This is a genomic window from Luteimonas suaedae, from assembly GCF_008312895.1.
Taxonomy (GTDB): domain Bacteria; phylum Pseudomonadota; class Gammaproteobacteria; order Xanthomonadales; family Xanthomonadaceae; genus Luteimonas; species Luteimonas suaedae.
The window spans coordinates 62,574-82,682 of the sequence record NZ_VSSP01000008.1; the positions used below are offsets into that span (position 1 = coordinate 62,574).

General features: G+C 67.8%; 15 protein-coding genes and 1 pseudogene. 9 read left to right on the top strand and 7 right to left on the bottom strand.

Annotated elements, in window-relative coordinates:
* Nucleotides 1–113: 113 nt before the first annotated feature.
* From FXO19_RS12745 to lpxC, 4 genes and pseudogenes are all read left to right on the top strand, one after another.
* Nucleotides 114–1,007 (top strand): cell division protein FtsQ/DivIB, encoded by an 894-nt coding sequence (locus tag FXO19_RS12745; protein ID WP_149195489.1) that lies wholly within the window; start codon nucleotides 114–116, stop codon nucleotides 1,005–1,007.
* On the top strand, nucleotides 1,004–2,239 hold the full coding sequence (gene ftsA / locus FXO19_RS12750) for a cell division protein FtsA (protein WP_149195490.1): 1,236 nt from the start codon (nucleotides 1,004–1,006) through the stop codon (nucleotides 2,237–2,239). Before FXO19_RS12745 ends, ftsA begins: the two co-directional genes overlap by 4 nt.
* A gap of 249 nt (nucleotides 2,240–2,488) precedes the next feature.
* Nucleotides 2,489–3,472 (top strand): annotated as a pseudogene (gene ftsZ, locus FXO19_RS12755) (cell division protein FtsZ); the annotation flags it as partial.
* A gap of 786 nt (nucleotides 3,473–4,258) precedes the next feature.
* On the top strand, nucleotides 4,259–5,167 hold the full coding sequence (lpxC, locus tag FXO19_RS12760; protein WP_149195492.1) for a UDP-3-O-acyl-N-acetylglucosamine deacetylase: 909 nt from the start codon (nucleotides 4,259–4,261) through the stop codon (nucleotides 5,165–5,167).
* 569 nt (nucleotides 5,168–5,736) lie between these two features.
* Here lpxC and FXO19_RS12765 read toward each other — a convergent pair.
* Nucleotides 5,737–6,186 carry a DciA family protein gene (locus FXO19_RS12765; RefSeq protein WP_149195493.1) on the bottom strand — a complete coding sequence of 150 codons (450 nt, stop codon included), beginning with the start codon at nucleotides 6,184–6,186 and terminating at the stop codon, nucleotides 5,737–5,739.
* Between the two features lie 7 nt (nucleotides 6,187–6,193).
* Between FXO19_RS12765 and FXO19_RS12770 the strand changes: the two genes are divergently transcribed.
* The 4 genes from FXO19_RS12770 to FXO19_RS12785 all read left to right on the top strand — a co-directional run bounded on the left by FXO19_RS12770 (nucleotide 6,194) and on the right by FXO19_RS12785 (nucleotide 12,449).
* Nucleotides 6,194–7,105: a M23 family metallopeptidase gene (locus FXO19_RS12770; RefSeq protein ID WP_149195494.1), complete on the top strand. Its 912-nt coding sequence runs from the start codon at nucleotides 6,194–6,196 to the stop codon at nucleotides 7,103–7,105.
* Nucleotides 7,106–7,477: 372 nt separating this feature from the next.
* A complete protein-coding gene (gene secA / locus FXO19_RS12775; protein WP_149195495.1) occupies nucleotides 7,478–10,216 on the top strand; it encodes a preprotein translocase subunit SecA in 2,739 nt (912 codons plus the stop codon).
* Nucleotides 10,217–10,771: 555 nt separating this feature from the next.
* Complete coding sequence (locus FXO19_RS12780; RefSeq protein WP_149195496.1) at nucleotides 10,772–11,719, top strand: Nudix family hydrolase; 948 nt, start codon at nucleotides 10,772–10,774, stop codon at nucleotides 11,717–11,719.
* 226 nt (nucleotides 11,720–11,945) lie between these two features.
* Nucleotides 11,946–12,449, top strand: coding sequence for an REP-associated tyrosine transposase (locus tag FXO19_RS12785; protein WP_317133788.1), 504 nt, complete (start codon nucleotides 11,946–11,948; stop codon nucleotides 12,447–12,449).
* Between the two features lie 288 nt (nucleotides 12,450–12,737).
* Here the strand turns inward: FXO19_RS12785 and coaE are convergent, their stop codons facing one another.
* The 6 genes from coaE to FXO19_RS12815 all read right to left on the bottom strand — a co-directional run bounded on the left by coaE (nucleotide 12,738) and on the right by FXO19_RS12815 (nucleotide 18,792).
* A complete protein-coding gene (gene coaE / locus FXO19_RS12790) occupies nucleotides 12,738–13,355 on the bottom strand; it encodes a dephospho-CoA kinase (RefSeq protein WP_149195595.1) in 618 nt (205 codons plus the stop codon).
* 221 nt (nucleotides 13,356–13,576) lie between these two features.
* A complete protein-coding gene (locus tag FXO19_RS12795) occupies nucleotides 13,577–14,443 on the bottom strand; it encodes a prepilin peptidase (protein ID WP_149195497.1) in 867 nt (288 codons plus the stop codon).
* A gap of 17 nt (nucleotides 14,444–14,460) precedes the next feature.
* Entirely contained in the window at nucleotides 14,461–15,738 is a 1,278-nt protein-coding gene (locus tag FXO19_RS12800) for a type II secretion system F family protein (protein WP_149195596.1), read from the bottom strand.
* Between the two features lie 225 nt (nucleotides 15,739–15,963).
* Complete coding sequence (gene pilB, locus FXO19_RS12805; RefSeq protein ID WP_149195498.1) at nucleotides 15,964–17,685, bottom strand: type IV-A pilus assembly ATPase PilB; 1,722 nt, start codon at nucleotides 17,683–17,685, stop codon at nucleotides 15,964–15,966.
* A gap of 97 nt (nucleotides 17,686–17,782) precedes the next feature.
* On the bottom strand, nucleotides 17,783–18,118 hold the full coding sequence (locus tag FXO19_RS19285) for a transposase (protein ID WP_187775783.1): 336 nt from the start codon (nucleotides 18,116–18,118) through the stop codon (nucleotides 17,783–17,785).
* A 56-nt stretch (nucleotides 18,119–18,174) separates the two neighbouring features.
* Nucleotides 18,175–18,792, bottom strand: a complete 618-nt coding sequence (locus FXO19_RS12815) for an IS110 family transposase (protein ID WP_149195500.1) — start codon at nucleotides 18,790–18,792, stop codon at nucleotides 18,175–18,177.
* Between the two features lie 421 nt (nucleotides 18,793–19,213).
* Here FXO19_RS12815 and FXO19_RS12820 point away from each other — a divergent pair, with 421 nt between their 5' ends.
* Entirely contained in the window at nucleotides 19,214–20,083 is an 870-nt protein-coding gene (locus tag FXO19_RS12820) for a glycosyltransferase family 2 protein (RefSeq protein ID WP_149195501.1), read from the top strand.
* Nucleotides 20,084–20,109 lie beyond the last annotated feature (26 nt).

Here is a 20,109-nt window from a genome sequence, read left to right on the forward strand (position 1 = left end):
TCTGCATTGGCGTGCCTGTCGGACATCGGATGCGAGCGGTCGCTGTCCCGATTCCCGCCTTTCGCCATTCCCGATTCCCGATTCCCGATTACCGGCTCCGAAGGAGCAAGCGAATGACCGCCCTGCTGCGAATCATCGCGTGGACCTTGGCGCTGGCACTCGTCGCGCTGCCAGTGGTGGCGGTGCTGCAGGGCTGGATCGGCAGCGAGCGCTGGCCGCTGCGCACCCTGCGCGTGGTTGGCCAGGTCGAGCGCGTCGAGGACCGGGCGCTGCGCGAGGCGGTGCTGCCATTCGCGCGTCACGGTTTCTTCGCCATGCGCCTGAGCGACGCGCAGGCGGCGGTGGCGCGGCTGCCGTGGGTGGAGCGCGCCGAGGTGCGCAAGCGCTGGCCGGACGTGGTCGAGGTGCGGATCGTCGAGCACCGGCCGTTCGCGCGCTGGGGCGAGGACCGGTTGCTGTCGGAGCAGGGACGGCTGTTCCCGATCGCAGGGATCGATCCGCCTCCGCAGCTGCCGCTGCTGCACGGGCCCGACGCGCGCGTGAGCGAAGTAGTCGCGCTGTACAACGAGGCGCGGGTGCTGTTCACCCCGGCTGGCTACCAGGTGCGGCGGCTGGCGCTGGACGAGCGCGGCAGCTGGTCGCTGACGCTGTCCAACGGCACCGAGGTCACGGTCGGCAGCCAGCAGGCACGCACGCGCCTGGAACGCTTCGCGCGCCTGCTGCCGCAGCTGCTGCAACAGAAGACATCGCGACTGCAGCGCGCCGACCTCCGCTACACCAACGGCTTCGCCCTCGAGTGGGGCGAAGAGCCGGGAATCGGGAATCGGGAATCGGAAACGGCAGGGGCAAATGCCGGCACCGGCACGCCGGCAGTGTTCGTCGTAGCCACGAATTCGTTTGGCGCCGGAAGCCGGTTGCGGCCGCCCCGACTCTCCACTCTCGATTTCCCATTCCCCGCTTTTGCGAATCACGAATCACGAATCATGAATCCCGGCCCAAACACATGAACCGAAAAGGCGACAAAGCCCTCATCGTCGGACTCGACATCGGCACCTCCAAGGTGGTGGCGCTGGTCGGCGAGTATTCGCCGGGCAACCCCATCGAGGTGATCGGCATCGGCTCGCACGAATCGCGCGGTCTCAAGCGCGGCGTGGTGGTCGACATCGAGTCGACCGTGCAGTCGATCCAGCGCGCGATCGAGGAGGCCGAGCTGATGGCCGGCTGCGAGATCCGATCGGTCTACGCCTCGATCTCCGGCAACCACGTGCAGTGCAAGAACTCGCCCGGCATCGTCCCGATCCGCGACAGCGAGGTCACCTGGGCCGACCTGGACCGGGTGCTCGAGGCCGCCAAGGCGGTGGCGATCCCGGCCGACCAGCGCATCCTGCACGCGATCCCGCGCGAGTACGTGCTCGACGATTCGCAGGAAGGCATCCGCAATCCGGTCGGCATGACCGGCGTGCGCCTGGAGGTGCATGCGCACCTGGTGGTGTGCGCGCAGTCGGCCGCGGCCAACATCAGCAAGTGCGTGCAACGCTGCGGGCTGCAGATCGACGACCTGGTGCTGTCGTCGCTGGCCTCGAGCACCGCGGTGCTGACCAGCGACGAGCGCGAACTCGGCGTGGCGCTGGTCGACCTCGGCGCCGGTACCACCGACCTGGCGGTGTTCGTGCAGGGCGCGATCTGCCACACCGCGAGCCTGCCGATCGCCGGCGACAAGGTCACCGAAGACATCGCGCACATGCTGCGCACGCCCACGCCCGAGGCCGAGCAGATCAAGGTGCGCTACGCCTGCGCGCTGGCGCAGCTGGCGACCAGCGAGGAGTCGATCCAGGTGCCGAGCGTCGGCGACCGCCCGCCGCGGCGGCTGCCGCGGCAGTCGCTGGCGCAGGCGGTGCAGGCGCGCTACGAGGAGATCTTCGAGATGGTGCAGGCGGAACTGCGCCGCTCGGGCTTCGAGCAGCACGTGCGCGCCGGCATGGTGCTCACCGGCGGCGCCGCGAAGATGGAAGGCGTGGTCGAGCTGGCCGAGGAAATGCTGCAGATGCCGGTGCGCGTGGGCATTCCGCAGCACGTCACCGGCCTGGGCGAAGTGGTCGGCAACCCGGTGCACGCCACCGGCGTCGGCCTGCTGCTGATGGGCAGCCAGATCGAGCATCCGCGCCGTCCGGTGATCCCGGCCGGACGTGCGGGGAATTTCTTCAAGAAGTTGAAGGATTGGTACAGGGGCGAGTTCTGACGAACTCGCCCGGTGATTCGTGATTCGTGTTGGTGATTCGAAAGAGCGGAGCACGAGTCGACGTACCACCGGAAGGAATTGGAACGGGGGTTTGTAGGACGCGGCAGGCGAAAGACGAACCGATTGCGACAAGGCAACTAGAAAACCAAATAACGCCGGTGCGGGACGTGGCACGGGATCCGGGGCATGGCTTCCCCGAATCACCAATCACGAATCACCAATCACGGCTCTTACAACGAGGACACGGACATGGCACATTTCGAACTGGTAGAAAAGATGGCGCCCAACGCCGTCATCAAGGTGATCGGCGTGGGCGGAGGCGGCGGCAACGCCGTCGGACACATGGTCAACAGCAGCGTCGACGGGGTGGAGTTCATCACCGCCAACACCGACGCGCAGGCGATCAAGAACTGCGGCGCCAAGCTGCAGCTGCAGCTCGGTGGCAACGTCACCAAGGGGCTGGGCGCGGGCGCGAATCCGGAAGTCGGCCGCCAAGCCGCGCTCGAGGACCGCGAGATCATCATGGACGCGCTGCAGGGCGCCGACATGGTGTTTATCACCGCTGGCATGGGCGGCGGCACCGGCACCGGCGCGGCGCCGGTGGTGGCGCAGCTGGCCAAGGAGATGGGCATCCTGACTGTCGCGGTGGTCACCAAGCCGTTCCCGTTCGAGGGCCGCCGCCGCATGCAGGTGGCGCTCAAGGGCATCGAGGACCTGTCGCAGCACTGCGACTCGCTGATCACCATCCCCAACGAGAAGCTGATCTCGGTGCTCGGCCGCAACGCCACCATGATCCAGGCGTTCCGCGCCGCCAACGACGTGCTGCTCGGCGCGGTGCAGGGCATCGCCGACCTGATCGTGCGCCCGGGCCTGATCAACGTCGACTTCGCCGACGTGCGCACCGTCATGAGCGAGATGGGCCTGGCGATGATGGGCACCGGCACCGCCCGCGGCGACGACCGCGCGCAGGCCGCCGCCGAATCTGCGATCCAGAACCCGCTGCTCGACGACGTCAACCTGGCCGGCGCCAACGGCATCCTGGTCAACATCACCGCCGGTCCCGACTTCACCATGTCGGAATTCGACGAGGTCGGCCGCACGGTGGAAAACTTCGCCAGCGAGGACGCCACCATCGTCATCGGCACCGTGCTCGACCAGGACATGCAGGACGAGGTGCGTGTCACCGTGGTCGCAACTGGCCTCAACCGCGTGGCAGCGCGGCAGAGCCTGCGCGGCGGCGATCGCGACTACAGCCCGGAGCCGGCACGGCGCCCGCAGGTGCAGCTGATCCATACCCAGGCCAAGCGCGACGGCACCACCGGACTGCCGATCGACGACGCCGTCAGCGGCGGTTCGCAGGCGCCGAGCATCGCCTCGAGCCTGCGCGGCCGCAGCGAGGAGCCGGCGGCCAAGCCGGACGTCGCCGATTTCGGCAGCGACAGCAGCTACCTGGACATTCCCGCGTTCCTGCGTCGCCAGGCGGATTGAGCCGGGTGAGGTCGCGGCAGTCCATGGCGAGTCCTGGTGGGGACGGAATGTCCGGCCCGGCCATCCATGGCCGGGCGTTCGGCAGTGCGCGAGGCAGTGCCTCGCAAGCGCACCGCCTCACCCTGCGTCGCCAGGTGGATTGAGCCGTACTCCCGCGGGACGGGCGATGTCCGCATCGGTCGCCGGCGCCGCGCCGGTCCGATGCACCCAACGCTGTTCCGCGGCGCGATATCCGTGCAGGTGCGTCCGTGCGCACCGGCATGTCCTCTTGCCACCGGGCCCGTGCCGGCCCGGTGGACTTTTCGTCCTGCAGCGCCGCCATTCCAGCTGTCGCAACCCGTTGCGCCCGGCCCCGTCGGCCGCATATCGGATCCGTGCCGCCAGCGACGGGCCCCTGAATCGCGGTACGCGTGCTCCGCGGCCATCACCGCCACTTCCGTTCAGGTTCAGCCGCGCGTGCTAACCTGCCACCCGTTGGGCCCAGCGCAGCCAGCCGTCGCGAGGCTTCCGGACCCCCTCTGACGCCCCGCCATGCCCAAGCAACGCACCATCAAGAACATCATCCGCGCCACCGGCGTGGGCCTGCACAGTGGCGAGAAGGTCTATCTCACCCTGCGTCCGGCCCCGGTGGACGGCGGCATCGTGTTCCGCCGCGTCGATCTCGAGCCGGTGGTGGACATTCCCGCGCGCGCCGACCTGGTGACCGAGACCATGCTCTGCACCGGGCTGACCCGGGGCGCCGGTAAGGTGATGACCGTCGAGCACCTGATGTCGGCCCTGGCCGGGCTCGGCATCGACAATCTGTTCGTGGACTTGTCGGCGCCCGAGGTGCCGATCATGGACGGCTCGTCCGGCCCGTTCGTGTTCCTGCTGCAATCGGCCGGGATCGTGTTGCAGGACGCGCCCAAGCGCTTCATCCGCATCAAGCGCCCGGTCGAGGTACGCGACGGCGACAAGATCGCCCGTTTCGAGCCCTACGACGGCTTCCGCCTCGGCTTCACCATCGAATTCGACCACCCGGCGATCCCGACCGCGCAATCGCGCGCGGTGGTGGATTTCTCCACCGAGGCCTACATCCGCGAAGTCAGCCGCGCGCGCACCTTCGGCTTCATGCGCGACCTGGAGTTCATGCGCGAGCGCAACCTGGGCCTGGGCGGCTCGATGGACAACGCGATCGTGCTCGACGAGTTCCGGGTACTCAACGACGACGGCCTGCGCTACGCCAACGAATTCGTGCGCCACAAGATCCTGGACGCCATCGGCGACCTGTACCTCACCGGGCATCCGGTGCTCGGCGCATACGAAGGCCATAAGTCCGGCCACGCGCTCAACAACAAGCTGGCGCGGGCATTGATGGCGGAGCGGTCGGCCTGGGAGGAGGTCACCTTCAGTGACGACGCCCCGGCGCCGCTGGTCTACGGCGCTCCCGCCGCCGTTTGAGTTTTGCCTGCCCGTTGTCCGCTGCTTCCCCGACCGACGGGAGAGGGCACCGGGCTATCGCGCACAAGCCAATCCGCCCCTTTTTCCGCTTGAGAGAGAGAAGTAGGGATTGAAGGCACTGCCGATCTGCTCCTTCCCCGCTTGTGGGGAAGGTTGGATGCGGGGTCGTCTGGAGCCCGGCGTAGCGGGCAAGCAACATTTCGCACTCGAAGCGCCGCGGCAGACCGCACATGCGCGGTGCCGGCTGCCTCCACTCCAGCCCTCCCACGTAAATGGGAGCGGGATTGAAGGCTCCGGCGATCTTGCCCCTTTCCCGCTTGCGGGGAAGGCTGGGATGGGCCTCTCCGGACTGGCGTAGCGGCAGGCATCCACCGCGATCGGTACCGGCCCGAAGTCGACGATGGTCACAAACATGAGCGAACGTGAAACCCGTCGTCGCAAATTAACCATTAATTAACAATTTATTGTCGAAATGTTATCGGTCTGTTAACCCGATGTGAGTGTATGCCCGGTAGCATGCCCCGTCGCTCGTGCTACCGCGTTCCGCTTAGGAGCAGGGGAGGGGCGGCTCAGGAGGTGCCCTTGTCGGGGTCGTCACCGGCCAGAAGCGCCATGGCATCGCGCAGCGCTGCATCCGCGCGTGCCGACATCGGACGTGGGGTCGATGCGGGCTGGGGAGGTCGCGGCATCGGCCGGGTGGTCTTGACGACGAACTCCGTGACATCCAGCCCGATGGAACGGGCCCCGTCGAGCAGTTCCGGGCCGGCCAGCCGCATGCGAGCGTGCCAGACCGGGGCGTCGACGAGGTAGACGAGCCTGCGGCCGTCAACGTTGCCCAGCCGCGCATGCGCGGCGAGCGGCGGCGGCAGCAGGGGGCGCAATCGTTGATCCAGCGCGTCGAGCCAGAGGGCGCGGCGGAGCGGATCGCCGGCAGCACCTTTCAGCAGCGCGTCGAGCGCCGGCTGGGCGGGGGCGGCGCGGGCGGTCCCCGCAGGCGGCTTGAATCGTGAATCAGACATCGGAAGCATGACTCTACACAGCATTACCTATCAGGCGCGGATCCGCATCATGCACTGGTTGCAGCAGATCCGCGTCGTCGCGCTGCGCAAGCCGTTTGCCGCCGCCGCCGTGATCGCGGTGGCCGGCATGCTGTTCGGCGCCAGCATGGGCGCCAGCGAGATCTCGCGCCTGCACGCGAAGACGCTCGAGCAGCGCGCCAGCATCGAGCAGACCCGCCGCGAGGCGCAGCGCGAGGTCAACGCGCTGTCCGCGCGCATGGGCGAATTGCAGGCGCAGGCCAACCGGCTGAATGCGCTCGGCGAGCGGTTGACCCGGGTCGGCAAGCTCGGCGACGGCGAATTCGACTTTACCTCGCCGGTCGGCCTCGGCGGCCCCGGCCCGGTGCAGGACATGCCGGCGCGTGGCCTGCGCGAGGGCATGGACGCGGTGGACGCGGAACTGCACGAATCCGGCCGCCAACTGTCGGTGCTCGAGGCACTGCTGTTCGACCAGCAGCTCGAGCGCGCCGCGCTGCCTTCGCGCTCGCCGGTCGCCAGCAGCTACATCACCTCCGGCTACGGCAGCCGCGCCGATCCGTTCAACGGCGGCCGCGCCTTCCACAAGGGCATCGATTTCGACGCCCGCAGCGGGGATCCGGTGATGACGGTCGCCGACGGCGTGGTCAGCTATTCCGGCTACCGCAGCGGCTACGGCAACGTGGTCGAGGTCGATCACGGCAACGGTTACGTCACCCGCTACGCGCACAACTCGCGCAACACGGTGAAGGTGGGGGATCTGGTCCGCGTCGGCCAGCAGATCGCCAGGGCCGGCTCCACCGGCCGCTCGACCGGCGCGCACGTTCATTTCGAGGTCTGGGAGAACGGCCGCGTGGTCAATCCGCGCAAGTTCCTTGGTGACATGGGCGTAACCCGCGGCTGATCCGCTCCCGTAATCGGACGGACTCGCCCCCGTCGGGGCGTCGCGGCGCCTTCCGGCCCGTGCGATGGCCGTGCGAGACCCGCACCTGCCGTAGGAGCGCGCCATGCGCGCGATGCCGCGGGCATTTCACCGCCGCCGGATCCAGGCCGCCGGTGCGCCTTCCGGTTCGCGATGGGCCACCGATACCGGACACACCCGCGGCATCGCGCGCATGGCGCGCTCCTACGGAGGCCGGCCCTCCCGGTCATCTTGAAAGGCGCCACGGCCATCCCCACGCTACAATGCGCGTTGCCAAAAAGGGCGCCCGGCGCCCTTTTTTCGTTGCCGGGGCCAGGCGTCCCGCGCTCCCGATCTCCGACTTCCGGTAAACCCATGCTCAATCGCCTGCTCACCAGCGTCTTCGGCAGCCGCAACGAACGCCTCGTCAAACAGCTCGAAAAGATCGCCGCCAAGGTCAACGCCCTGGAAGCGCAGATGCAGGCCCTGTCGGACGCCGAGCTGCAGGCCAAGACCCCCGAATTCAAGCAGCGCGTCGCCGACGGCGAGTCGCTGGACAAGCTGCTGCCCGAGGCTTTCGCCGTCTGCCGCGAGGCCTCGCAGCGCGTGCTCGGCATGCGCCACTACGACGTGCAGCTGATCGGCGGCATGGTGCTGCACATGGGCAAGATCGCCGAGATGCGCACCGGCGAGGGTAAGACCCTGGTCGCCACGCTGCCGGTGTACCTCAACGCGCTGGAAGGCAAGGGCGTGCACGTGGTCACCGTCAACGACTACCTGGCGCGCCGCGACGCGGCCTGGATGGGCAAGCTGTACGAGTGGCTCGGCCTGTCGGTCGGGGTGGTATTTCCCGGCATGCCGCATTCGGACAAGCACGCCGCCTACGGCGCCGACATCACCTACGGCACCAACAACGAGTTCGGCTTCGACTACCTGCGCGACAACATGGCGCTGGCCAAGGGCGACCGCTACCAGCGCGGGCTGAACTACGCGATCGTCGACGAAGTGGACTCGATCCTGATCGACGAGGCGCGCACGCCGCTGATCATCTCCGGCCCGGCCGACGAGTCGCCGGAGCTGTACATCAAGGTCAACCGCATCGTGCCCACGCTCAAGCGCCAGGAGGTCGAGGACGGCGTCGGCGACTTCTGGGTCGACGAGAAGGGCAAGCAGGTGCACCTGTCCGAGGCCGGGCAGGAGCATGCCGAGGACCTGCTGCGCAAGGCCGGCATCCTCGATGCGGACGAGAGCCTGTACGACCCGCAGAACATCCACGTCGTGCATCACCTCAACGCGGCGATGCGCGCGCACGCGATCTACCAGCGCGACGTCGACTACATCGTGCGCGACGGCGAGGTGATCATCGTCGACGAGTTCACCGGCCGCACCCTGGCCGGGCGCCGCTGGTCCGACGGCCTGCACCAGGCGGTCGAGGCCAAGGAAGGCGTGCCGGTGCAGCGTGAGAACCAGACGCTGGCCAGCATCACCTTCCAGAACCTGTTCCGCATGTACGGCAAGCTTGCCGGCATGACCGGCACTGCCGACACCGAGGCCTTCGAGTTCCAGAGCATCTACAGCCTGGAGGTGGTGGTCATCCCCACCCACCGGCCGATGGTGCGCAAGGACCACCCCGACGCGGTGTTCCTCAACCGCGCCGGCAAGTACCGCGCCGTCGCCCGCGAGATCCGTGAGTGCCACGAGAAGGGCCAGCCGGTGCTGGTCGGCACCACCTCGATCGAGGTCTCCGAGCTGCTGTCCAACCAGCTGCGCGAGGAGGGCATCCCGCACGAGGTGCTCAACGCCAAGCAGCACGAGCGCGAGGCGCAGATCATCGCCCATGCCGGCCGCCCCGGCGCGGTCACCATCGCCACCAACATGGCCGGCCGCGGCACCGACATCGTGCTCGGCGGTGCGCTCGAGGCCGAGCTGACGGAGCTGGGCGAGGACGCCACCGACGAACAGAAGGCGAAGGTGCGTGCCGACTGGCAGCAGCGCCACGACCAGGTCAAGGCCGCCGGCGGCCTGCACATCATCGGCACCGAGCGCCACGAGTCGCGGCGCATCGACAACCAGCTGCGCGGCCGTTCCGGCCGCCAGGGCGACCCCGGTTCCTCGCGCTTCTACCTGTCGCTGGAAGACAACCTGATGCGCATCTTCGCCGCCGACTGGGTGCAGCGGGTGATGGCGCGCATGGGCCTGCAGGAAGACGACATCATCGAAAGCCCGCTGGTGACCAAGCAGATCGCCAACGCGCAGCGCAAGGTGGAGGCGCACAACTTCGACATCCGCAAGAACCTGCTCGACTTCGACGACGTCAACAACGACCAGCGCAAAGTGATCTACGGCCAGCGCGACGAGTTGCTCGAGGCCGACAGCGTGCAGGAAAACATCGACGGCATCCGCGGCGACGTGGTTGCCGAACTGGTCGCGCGCCACGTGCCGCCGGAATCGGTCGACGAGCAATGGGACCTGCCGGGACTGGAGGCCGCGCTGGAACAGGAGTTCGGCCTGCGCATGGAACTGCAGCGCCTGGTGCAGGAGAAGAAGGAACTCGACGCCGAAGGCATCGCCGTGCACGTGCAGGAATCGGCCGACCGCCTGTTCGCGGACAAGGAGGCGCAGGTCGGCCCCGAGACCATGCGCATGCTGGAAAAGCACATCATGCTCAACGTGCTCGACCAGAACTGGAAGGAGCACCTGGGGCGGATGGACTACCTGCGCCAGGGCATCCACCTGCGCGGCTACGCGCAGAAGCAGCCGAAGCAGGAGTACAAGCGCGAGGCGTTCGCGCTGTTCTCGGACATGCTCGACAAGGTCAAGCACGAGGTGATCACCCTGCTGGCGCGCGTGCGCATCCGCAGCGAGGCCGAAGTCGCCGCGCTGGAGGCCGAGGAGCGGCGCCAGATCGAGGCCAAGCTCAACCAAGCGCAGTTCCAGCACGCCGACGCCGGCGGCTACGGCGCCGACGAGGAAGCCGCCGAGCCGGACTACCAGCGCGACGGCCCGCGCCCGCAGATGCCGATTGTCCGCGACGGCGCCAAGGTCGGCCGCAACGACCCGTGCCCCTGCGGCAGCGGCAAGAAGTACAAGCACTGCCATGGGCAGCTGTCCTGACCAATGCCGTCGGCCCACCGGCAACGCCCCGTAGGAGCGCGCCGTGCGCGCGATACCGCGGGACATGCAGATCCGATATTGGCCCGGCCCCGGAACGCGTCGGCATCGCGCGCACGGCGCGCTCCTACACAGGGCAAGCGACCGCCGAATCGCGCGACGCGGCTTCGCGCACCAGCCCGCGCCTTCGTAGGAGCGCCCCATGGGCGCGAAGCCCGCACCCCCGCAGACGGTGCGAACCCGATTCGCCCGCGCATCCGACCGCGCCGGCACGGCGTGCTCCCACACCCGTGGCCGCACCCCGTAGGAGCGCGCCATGCGCGCGAAGCCCGCGCCCCCGCAAGTACGTCGAATCCGATTCGCGCACGCATCCACCCGCGCCGGCATCGCGGGCACGGCCCGCTCCCACACCCGAGGCCGTACTCCGTAGGAGCGCGCCATGCGCGCGAGGCCCGCGCCCCCGCAGGCACCTGAGGGTGGCTTTTGCAGTGTTCCCCGGCCGCACCCGGTACCTGGACGACACGCGTGCACGCGCCTGATCCGCCGGCGGGGCAGGGCGTGAGTGATCACGTCGTCGAAGTCGTCGCTGCCGCCATCACCGACCCCGGCGGCCGCGTACTGCTCGCGCGGCGGACCGAGGGCCGCGATCTCGCCGGCCTGTGGGAATTTCCCGGCGGCAAGCGCGAACCCGGCGAATCACCCGAGCAGGCGCTGGTGCGCGAGCTGCGCGAGGAGCTGGGGATCGAGATCACGGTCGGCGCCCCGTTGATCGCCGTCTCCCAGGCCTATCCGCACAAGCGCCTGCGCCTGGACGTCCGCCACGTCACCGCCTGGCGCGGCACGCCGCGCGGCCACGAGGGCCAGGCCTTGGCCTGGGTGCCGCAGCACAAGCTCGCCAGCTATGCCATGCCGCCGGCCGATCGGCCGGTGGTCGCGGCGCTCACCCGGCCCGATCGCTATCTCGTCACTCCAGGACCGGGCGCCGACGATCGCGCCTGGCTGCAGGCCATCGAACACGCCCTGGCCTCCGGCATCCGCCGCATGCACCTGCGCCTGCCCGGCATCGAACGCAGTCGCCGCGAACGCCTGATCGCCGGCGCCGTGGAGCGCTGCCGCGCCGTTGGTGCCGAAGCGCTGGTCGGTGCCGATCCCGAGCTCGCCCGTGCTACCGGCGCCGGCCTGCATCTGCGCGCCGCGCAGCTGGCCGCCCTCGACGAAAGGCCGCTCCCCGTGGACCGGCCGCTGGCGGCGTCCTGCCACGACCTGGACCAACTGCGCCACGCCGAGCGCCTCGGTTGCGACTTCGCCCTGCTCGGCCCGCTTGCGCCCACGCCGACCCATCCCGGCGAGCCCGGCCTCGGTTGGGCGCGATTCGCCGCCCTGCGCGAAACCGTCTCGCTGCCGATCTACGCCATCGGCGGCCTCGGCCCCGACGATATCGCCGAGGCCCGCCGCCACGGCGCCCAGGGCGTCGCCGCCATTCGCGCCCTCTGGCCTGCGTCTTGACCTCGCCACGGTCCGCACCTCCGTAGGAGCGTGCCATGCGCGCGATGCCGCGGCCGTTTCGCCGCCCGCGAACTCCGGTGACCGGCGTGCCTGCCGGTCCGGAATCGCGGCATCCGCCGGATCCTGCCGGCACCCGCGGCATCGCGCGCTTGGCGCGCTCCTACGGCAGGGCAGGGCGTTCTCCGACAGGCCAGCGGAGGAATGTCGGATTCCGCAGGGCGACGTCGTGTTCGACGATCTGCCCATGCCTACCTCCTCTTCGCTCTCGCAAACCCCCCGTCGTGGTCATGCGGCACTTCGCACCGGCCGCATCTCCGCCCCCGGCCGGGCCTACCACCTGACCCTGACCACGCAGCAGCGAACCCCGCTGTTCCAGGAATTCGATGCCGCCTGCGCGGCGGCGGCCTGCCTCCACGATCCGGTCCTGACCAAGGGCGCGCGGATGCTGGCCTGGGTCGTCATGCCCGATCACGTCCATTGCCTGCTGCAACTGGACGGGCAACGCTCGCTGGGCGCCACGATCTCGACCTTGAAATCGGGCAGCGCACGCAGGATCAATCGCACCCTCGGCCGCACCGGCCCAGTCTGGAGCCGGGCCTACCACGACCACGCCCTGCGCGGCGACGAGGACCTGCGCGCGACGGCGCGCTACATCGTCGCCAATCCGATCCGTGCCGGGCTGGCGCGCAAGGCCGGCGACTATCCCTTCTGGAACGCGATCTGGCTGTAGCTCGCGATCGCCCCTCCCATGATCGCCCTCTCTCGTAGGAGCGCGCCATGCGCGCGATGCCGCGGCTGTTTCGCCGCCCGCGAATTCCGGTGACCGGCACGCCTGCCGGTCCGGAATCGCGGCATCCGCCGGATCTTGCCGGCACCCACGGCATCGCGCGCATGGCGCGCTCCTACGAAGGCAGACGCTCCGCTCGCGCGACACCTGCGCGATCGCAACGCCGGTGCAATCCGGTCCGGTGCAATCCGGTATGAATCACGGGTCCCAGCATTGGTGGCATGGCCGCGCTTACGCGTGCACGATGGCAAGCACGCGGTAGCGTCGATCCAGCGCTGCCACATGCTTGTCCAGCATCTCCAGCGGGCCGTCGTTGAAGATGGCGTCGTCGGCCAGCGCCAGCCGTTCGCGCCGGGTCGCCTGCACCTCGATCATCCGCGTCGCCAGCGCGTCGTCGATGCCGTCGCGCCGCAACAGCCGTTCGTGCTGCATCTCCACCGGCACGTCCACCACCAGAATCCGCTGCAGCCAGGGATAGGCCGCTCGTCCACCGCTCTCGGCCAGCAGCGGAATCGCGGCGATTGCATACGGCCCAGGCGCCGCCTCGCAGGTCGCGCGCAGGGCGGCTCGCACGAGCGGGTGCACGATCGCCTCCAGCCTGCGGCGCTCGGCGTCGTCCATGAACACCCGGCGCCGCATCGCGGCGCGGTCGAGCGCGCCGCTCGCGTCGAGCACGTCCGGCCCGAACGCCGCCGCCACCTCCGCCAATCCCTCGCTGCCGACGGCCACCGCCTCGCGCGCGGCGATGTCGGCATCCGCCACCGTCACCCCGCGCGCCTCGAAGCGCCGCGTGACCTCGCTCTTGCCGGAAGCCACGCCCCCCGTCAGCCCGATGATGTAATCGCTCATGGCCCTTTGTAACCGGCATCGCCGCGCGACGGAAGGCGGTGCACCCTCTTGCACGTGATAATCGGCGCGGTACGTCCCGCCGTCGGAGCGCGCCATGCGCGCGATGCCGCGGGTGCCGGCCGGATCCGATGGATGCCGCGATCTCGGACCGGCAGGCGCGCGCCGGTCACCGGAGTTCGCGGGCGGCGCCATGCCCGCGGCATCGCGCGCATGGCGCGCTCCTACAGCGACAGCCCGCTGTAACGCAGGTACAGCGCCATCAGGTCGCCGCCCCACATGAAGACCACCCAGCCGGCGATCGCCAGGAACGGCCCGAACGGGATCGGCGTGGCGCGGTCGCGGCCCTTCATCGCCAGCCAGATCGAGCCGAGGATCGCGCCGCTGACTGCCGACAGCAGGATGATCGGCAGGATTCCAGTCAGCCCACACCAGGCCCCCAGCGCCGCCAGCAGCTTGAAATCGCCGTGGCCCATGCCTTCCTTGCCGGTGAGCTGTTTGAACAGCCACCACACCGACCACAGGCTCACGTAGCCGGCCACCGCACCCAGCAGCGCCGGCTTGGCCGGCATGTACAGATTGTCGGCCGCGGCGATCAGGCCCAGCCACATGAGCGGCAGCGTCAACTGATCCGGCAGCAGATGAGTCCGCAGGTCGATGCCCGACAGCGCGATCAAAAAGCACGTCAGCACGATCGCCCCGAATCCCTGCCAGCCGAACCCGAACCGCCACACGCAGGCCACCACCAGCAGCATCGTCAGCAGCTCGACCAGCGGGTACTGGATCGAGATCGGCGCCTTGCAATGGCGGCACTTGCCGCGCAGCGCCAGCCAGCTGAACACCGGGATGTTCTCGTACCAGGACAGCTGGTGGCCGCAGTGCGGGCAGTGCGAGCGCTCCACCACGATCCCCGGCGGCGGCGGATCGTACAGCTCGGGCTCCTCCAGGATCTCGCGCGAGTCGCGCTTCCACTCCCACTCCAGCCGCTTGGGCAGGCGCAGGATCACCACGTTGAGGAAGCTGCCCACCAGCAGCCCGAGTCCGGCCGCGGCCGGAAAACCGAGGCCGGGGTGCTGGTCGAGAAATGCCATCTAGCGGATCTGTCCCGTCAAACCACGGCGGCGAGCTTGAAGATCGGCAGGTACATGCCGATCACCATCGCACCCACGAGAATACCGATGAAGATCATGACCATCGGCTCGATCAGGCTCGACAGCGCATCCACTGCATTGTTCACCTCTTCCTCGTAGAACTCGGCGACCTTGAACAGCATCGCGTCCAACGCGCCGGCCTCTTCGCCGATCGCGGTCATCTGGATCACCATGTGCGGGAACAGGTTCACCTGCTTCATCGCCATGTTCATCTGATAGCCCACGGAGACGTCGTCGCGGATGCGCAGGGTGGCCTTTTCGTAGACGGAGTTGCCGGTGGCACCCGCGACCGATTCCAGCGCCTCGACCAGCGGCACGCCGGCCTTGAAGGTGGTGGCGAGGGTGCGTGCGAAGCGTGCGATCGCCGAGTTGTGCAGGATGACACCGAGTACCGGGATCTTGAGCAACATTCGGTCGACAAAGTGCTGCAGCGGAAGCGAGCGCTTGTACATGAAGATAAAGCCGAAGATCGCAACCACGGCGATCAACAGCAGTATCCACCAGTAGGACACCATGAAGCGGCTGGCGGCAACGATCAACTGGGTGAATGCCGGTAGGTCGGCGCCGAACCCGACGAAGACCTGCTCGAACTGCGGCACCACGAAGATCAGCAGGACCGCGCTGACCAGGATCGCCACCGCGATCACCACGGCCGGATAGAACATAGCCTTCTTGATCTTGCCTTTCAGGCTTTCGATGTTCTCCTTATATGTAGCGATGGTGTCGAGCACCGTCTCCAGCACACCCGCCGCCTCGCCAACCTTCACCAGATTGCGGGTCAGCTCGTCGAACTGGACAGGAAACTGGCCCAGCGCTTCGGCGAAGGAGGTGCCGTTCTCGATGTCGGTGCGGATGGCATTGACCATCGACGCCATCTTCGGGTTCTTGTGTCCGTTGCCGATGATTTCCAGCGCCTGCACAATCGGCACGCCGGACTTGATCATGGTGGCGATCTGACGGCTGAAGACCGCGATCTCCTTCGGCGTGATCTTGCGCCCGGCGCTGCCGAACAGCGGCTTGGATTTGGTCTTGACCAAGGTGGGGTTGATGCCCTGCTTGCGCAGCTCGGCGCGCAGCATGTTGGCGTTCTTCGCCGGCTGCTCGCCCTTCATCTTGGTGCCGCGCTTGTCGGTACCCTCCCAAACGAAGGTGTCGAGGGTCACGCCCTGGCGCGCGTTGGCGGGCTTGGCCCCCTTGCGCGCGGCAGTCTTGGCGGCGGTACGAGTCACGGCCATCTCTGAGCTCCCCTGGCCCGGCCTCCCCGGGCCGGTGATGATCCCGCATGGTAGCCGGTTGCGGGCGAATGTGAAATTTGCGTTTGTGACGGCCGGCAGGGTTTGAGCCTCCACTCCCGGTTGCCCCCTCCGTAGGAGCGCCCCATGGGCGCGATGCCGGCGCGGCTGGCATCCAAATTGGAGGCTGGGACCCCCGGTGCCGGGGGTTTTGAGGATGCGGGCAGGTCAGTCCTTGGTCACCCGGTTGATCTCCGCCAGGCTGGTCACCCCCATCTTCGCCTTCAGCAGCGCCGATTTGCGCAGGTCGTTGATCCCAGCCCGCTCCGCCACCTCGGCGATCTGCATCGCATTGCCGCCCTGCAGCACGATTTCCTGGATCTCGTCGCTCATCGGCATCACCTGGTAGATGCCGGTGCGCCCCTTGTAGCCGTTGGTGCATTCATCGCAGCCCACCGCCTCGTAGATCTTGATGCCGGCATGCACCTCGTCGGCGGTATAGCCTTCGGCCAGCAGCGCCACGTCCGGCAGTTCCACCACCTTCTTGCAGCGGTCGCACAGGCGCCGCGCCAGGCGCTGGGCGATCACCAGCGTCACCGAGCTGGTGATGTTGTACGGCGCGATGCCCATGTTCATCAGGCGCGAGATGGTCTGCGGCGCATCATTGGTGTGCAGCGTCGACAGCACCATGTGGCCGGTCTGCGCCGCCTTGATCGCGATCTCGGCGGTCTCCAGGTCACGGATCTCGCCGACCATGATCACGTCCGGATCCTGGCGCAGGAAGCTGCGCAGCGCGGCGGCGAAAGTCATGCCGCGCTTCACGTTCATCTGCACCTGGTTGACGCCCGGCATGCGGATCTCCACCGGGTCCTCGACGGCGGAGATGTTGCGCAGGTCGTCGTTGAGGATGTTCAGTGCCGTGTACAGCGACACCGTCTTGCCCGAGCCGGTGGGGCCGGTCACCAGTACCATGCCGTATGGCTTCTGGATGGCCTCCAGAAAAAGCGCCTTCTGGTTCTCCTCATAGCCCAGCTTGTCGATTCCCAGCTTGGCCGCGCCGGCGTCGAGGATGCGCAGCACCACCTTCTCGCCGAACAGGGTAGGCAGGGTGCTGACTCGGAAGTCGATCTGCTTGGACTTGGACAGGTTCAGCTTGATGCGCCCGTCCTGCGGCACCCGCTTCTCGGCGATATCCAGCTGTGCCATCACCTTCAGGCGGGCGGTGATGCGCTGGTTGAGCTTGACCGGCATCTTCGCCGTGGGCTTGAGAATACCGTCGATGCGCAGGCGCACCCGGTAATCGGTTTCGTACGGCTCGAAATGGATGTCCGAGGCGCCCTTCTTGATCGCTTCCACCAGCACCTTGTTGACGAACTTCACCACGGGGGTGTCGTCGCCCTTGACGTCGCTGCCGCCCTCGGTAGCGATCTCGTCGGTGCCCACGTCCAGGCCTTCCAGGCCGTCGGCATCCTCCAGGGCATCGCCGAAGCTGTCGTGGACTTCCAGCCAGACCTCCAGCGTACGCTTGAGCGTGTCCTCGTCGACCAGGATCGGCTCCACTACCAGGTTGGTATGGAACTTCACCTCGTCCAGGGCATGGGTGTTGGTGGGGTCGGCGGTGCCCACGAACAGCTTGCCGCCGCGCTTGAACAGCGGCAGCACGCAGTGCTTGCGCAGCAGCTCTTCCTTGACCAGCCTCACCGCGCCCTGGCTGGCGTCCATGGTGGCGGGGTCGAACACCGGCATGCCGAACTCGAGCGAGTTCGCAGCGGCCAGCTGCGCCGCCGACACCAGCTTGTGCTCGCGCAGCCAACCGGCGATCGGCTTGCGCGCGGCGGTGGCTTTGTCCAGCGCCTCGCGGGCGACGGTGTCGTCCAGGGCGCCGTCCAGCACCAGGCGCCGGGCGATGCCGGTGATGCCTACCAGGTTTGCGGACGCAACGGCGTTCATCGGTCAGGTTCTCCCTAAAGTCGCCCGACTTTACCGCAACAACGCCAGATCCACGTTGAATAGGCCAGACCGTGACCCGTAGACACTCTGTTCGATGTCAAGCCTCCTTGGGGGTGAGATAGAGCTTGGCGCCGTCATAGACGTCCGGATAGCGGACAAGGGCCCAGGCGGCGGTCAGCAGCTTGCGCATGACCGCGACGTTGGCTTGCATCTTTTGCTTGCCGCGCGCGAGCAGGCGCTGTTTGAAGGCCTTGGCATGGGGATCGTGCTGGACTGCGGCCAGCGCGGGCAGGAACAGGGCCCGGCGCAGGTACTTGTTGCCGTGTTTGGAGATGCGCGGCGCCTGGAGCACGCTGGTGCCGGATTGATGGAGGCGGACATCCAGGCCGGCATGGCAGACACAGGCCCGGCTGCTCAGGTCGCCGGGCAGCACGGCCAGTTCGCTGAGCAGGGCCGCGGCGCTGATGTCGGCGACCCCGACGATGGTGGTCAGGCCCGGAAGGCGGCGTGGAGCTCGGCATCGGTCTGGATCAGCGCGAGGGCCTGCTGGCGGATCCGGGCGATCCGCTGCTCGAGGCTGGCCAGGGCGCGCTGGAGGTCCTGGCGCAGCGCCTTGGGGCTGGCCTGGGTGCTGGTCAGGGCATGCAGCCGGTTCTTGGCGGCGGTGCCATCCTCGGTGAGCTGGGTCAGGTAGCGGCCGTAGTGGCGTAGTTCCAGCCGTACCCGTGCCGGCGGCGTCCACGGCGTAAACGGCATGCGCTGAAGGAACTGCAGCAACATGGCCGCATCCAGGCGGTCGGTCTTGTTGCGCCGCTGCAGGGCCTTGGCGAAGTTGTGGGCGGCCTTGGGGTTGACGACCATGACCTCGGCGCCGAGCTCAACGGCGAGCAGGGCCAGGTCCAGGTAGTAGATTCCGGTGGCTTCGACCAGCACGCGCAGCGGACGGCCGCAGCGCAGGCGCGCGGTGAGGAAGGTGCGCAGTTCGTCGGGATCGTTGCGGACCTCGCCCTGCTCGGACTGCGCTGCGCACGCGAAGGCAAAGGCAAAGGCATGTTTGCCGGCGCCGATATCGAACGCCAGCTCGGCCGGAATGGCACGTTGCGCCATGGGCTTGCACTCCTGAAATCGTGGGCTAGGATCGGTTCCCAGGCTCCCCGACCCCGCACTGATCGCGGCGTACCCTTGTCACGCTGGCTCAACGGCCCGGGACACTCTTCGTGCTCTGCGAATGGGGCGGGGAGCCGCTCTACGGACGAGGTCAGACCAACTGCCTCAAGGAGCGAACGGCTTCCCCGGAAACCGGTGGTCGGTATAGCCAATCTGGGAACCGAAGCCAACGTACAAGGAGCGCGCCATGCGCGCGATACCGGCGTCCGACCCGGCGCCCGAAACTTCCAGCGCCACCACGGCCGGAACCGTGCCCCACGTCAACACGCGATCGGGCACCGGTTCCCGTTCCTTTCGACCCTGGCATCGAAGCTTCCCCGCCCAAGCCCCTTCCGGCTACCCTGTGCGCCAGGGGAGTCCTATGCACATATCCGTCATCCTGCCTGCCAAGAACGAGGCCGAAGGCCTGCGCCGCACGTTGCCCAGCCTACGCGCGCTGGTGCCCGAGGCGGAAATCATCGTCGTTGACGACGGCTCCACCGACGCCACCGCGGAAGTGGCCAAGGAACTGGGCGCCAAGGTGCTGTCCTCACCGTACTCCATGGGTAACGGTGCGGCCATCAAGCGCGGCGCCCGCGCCGCCAGCGGCGACATCCTGATCTTCATGGACGCCGACGGCCAACATGACCCGGCCAGCATCCCACGCCTGCTGGCGCGACTGGAGCAGGGCTACGACATGGTGGTCGGCGCCCGCGACTGGAACGGCCACGCCGGTGTGAGCCGTGGAGTGGCCAATGCCTTTTACAATTGGCTGGCCAGCCGGATGACGGGGTTTGATGTGAAGGACTTGACATCCGGCTTCCGTGCAGTGCGGGCATCCAAATTTCGAGAGTTCCTGCACCTGTTGCCCAACGGATTTTCCTACCCCACCACCAGCACCATGGCCTTCTTCCGCAGCGCCTATGGCGTGATTTTCGAGCCTATCCCGGTGGCCAAGCGTATCGGTAGGAGCCACATCAAGCCCATACGCGATGGCATACGCTTCCTGCTGATAATTTTCAAGATTGCCACGCTGTATTCGCCACTGAAGCTGTTCGTTCCGGTGGCTGCCGGCTTTTTCCTAACGGGGTTGGGCTATTACGCTTGGACGTTTGTTACGATGGGGCGCCTCACCAACATGAGCACCTTGTTGTTCAGCGCGACGGTGATCGTGTTCCTGATTGGCTTGGTGTCGGAGCAGATTACCGGCCTGACATACTTGGCAGCACGCAGGGAGCGCGAACGGGAGTGAGTCAAGTGCCGGCTCGTGAAGTGCGG

Bases quoted from the DNA above. Each gene is read 5' to 3' on its own strand.
- FXO19_RS12745 (WP_149195489.1), top strand. From the start codon at position 114: ATGACCGCCCTGCTGCGAATCATCGCGTGGACCTTGGCGCTGGCACTC.
- ftsA (WP_149195490.1), top strand. From the start codon at position 1,004: ATGAACCGAAAAGGCGACAAAGCCCTCATCGTCGGACTCGACATCGGC.
- lpxC (WP_149195492.1), top strand. From the start codon at position 4,259: ATGCCCAAGCAACGCACCATCAAGAACATCATCCGCGCCACCGGCGTG.
- FXO19_RS12765 (WP_149195493.1), bottom strand. From the start codon at position 6,186: ATGTCTGATTCACGATTCAAGCCGCCTGCGGGGACCGCCCGCGCCGCC.
- FXO19_RS12770 (WP_149195494.1), top strand. From the start codon at position 6,194: ATGACTCTACACAGCATTACCTATCAGGCGCGGATCCGCATCATGCAC.
- secA (WP_149195495.1), top strand. From the start codon at position 7,478: ATGCTCAATCGCCTGCTCACCAGCGTCTTCGGCAGCCGCAACGAACGC.
- coaE (WP_149195595.1), bottom strand. From the start codon at position 13,355: ATGAGCGATTACATCATCGGGCTGACGGGGGGCGTGGCTTCCGGCAAG.
- FXO19_RS12795 (WP_149195497.1), bottom strand. From the start codon at position 14,443: ATGGCATTTCTCGACCAGCACCCCGGCCTCGGTTTTCCGGCCGCGGCC.
- FXO19_RS12800 (WP_149195596.1), bottom strand. From the start codon at position 15,738: ATGGCCGTGACTCGTACCGCCGCCAAGACTGCCGCGCGCAAGGGGGCC.
- pilB (WP_149195498.1), bottom strand. From the start codon at position 17,685: ATGAACGCCGTTGCGTCCGCAAACCTGGTAGGCATCACCGGCATCGCC.
- FXO19_RS12815 (WP_149195500.1), bottom strand. From the start codon at position 18,792: ATGGCGCAACGTGCCATTCCGGCCGAGCTGGCGTTCGATATCGGCGCC.
- FXO19_RS12820 (WP_149195501.1), top strand. From the start codon at position 19,214: ATGCACATATCCGTCATCCTGCCTGCCAAGAACGAGGCCGAAGGCCTG.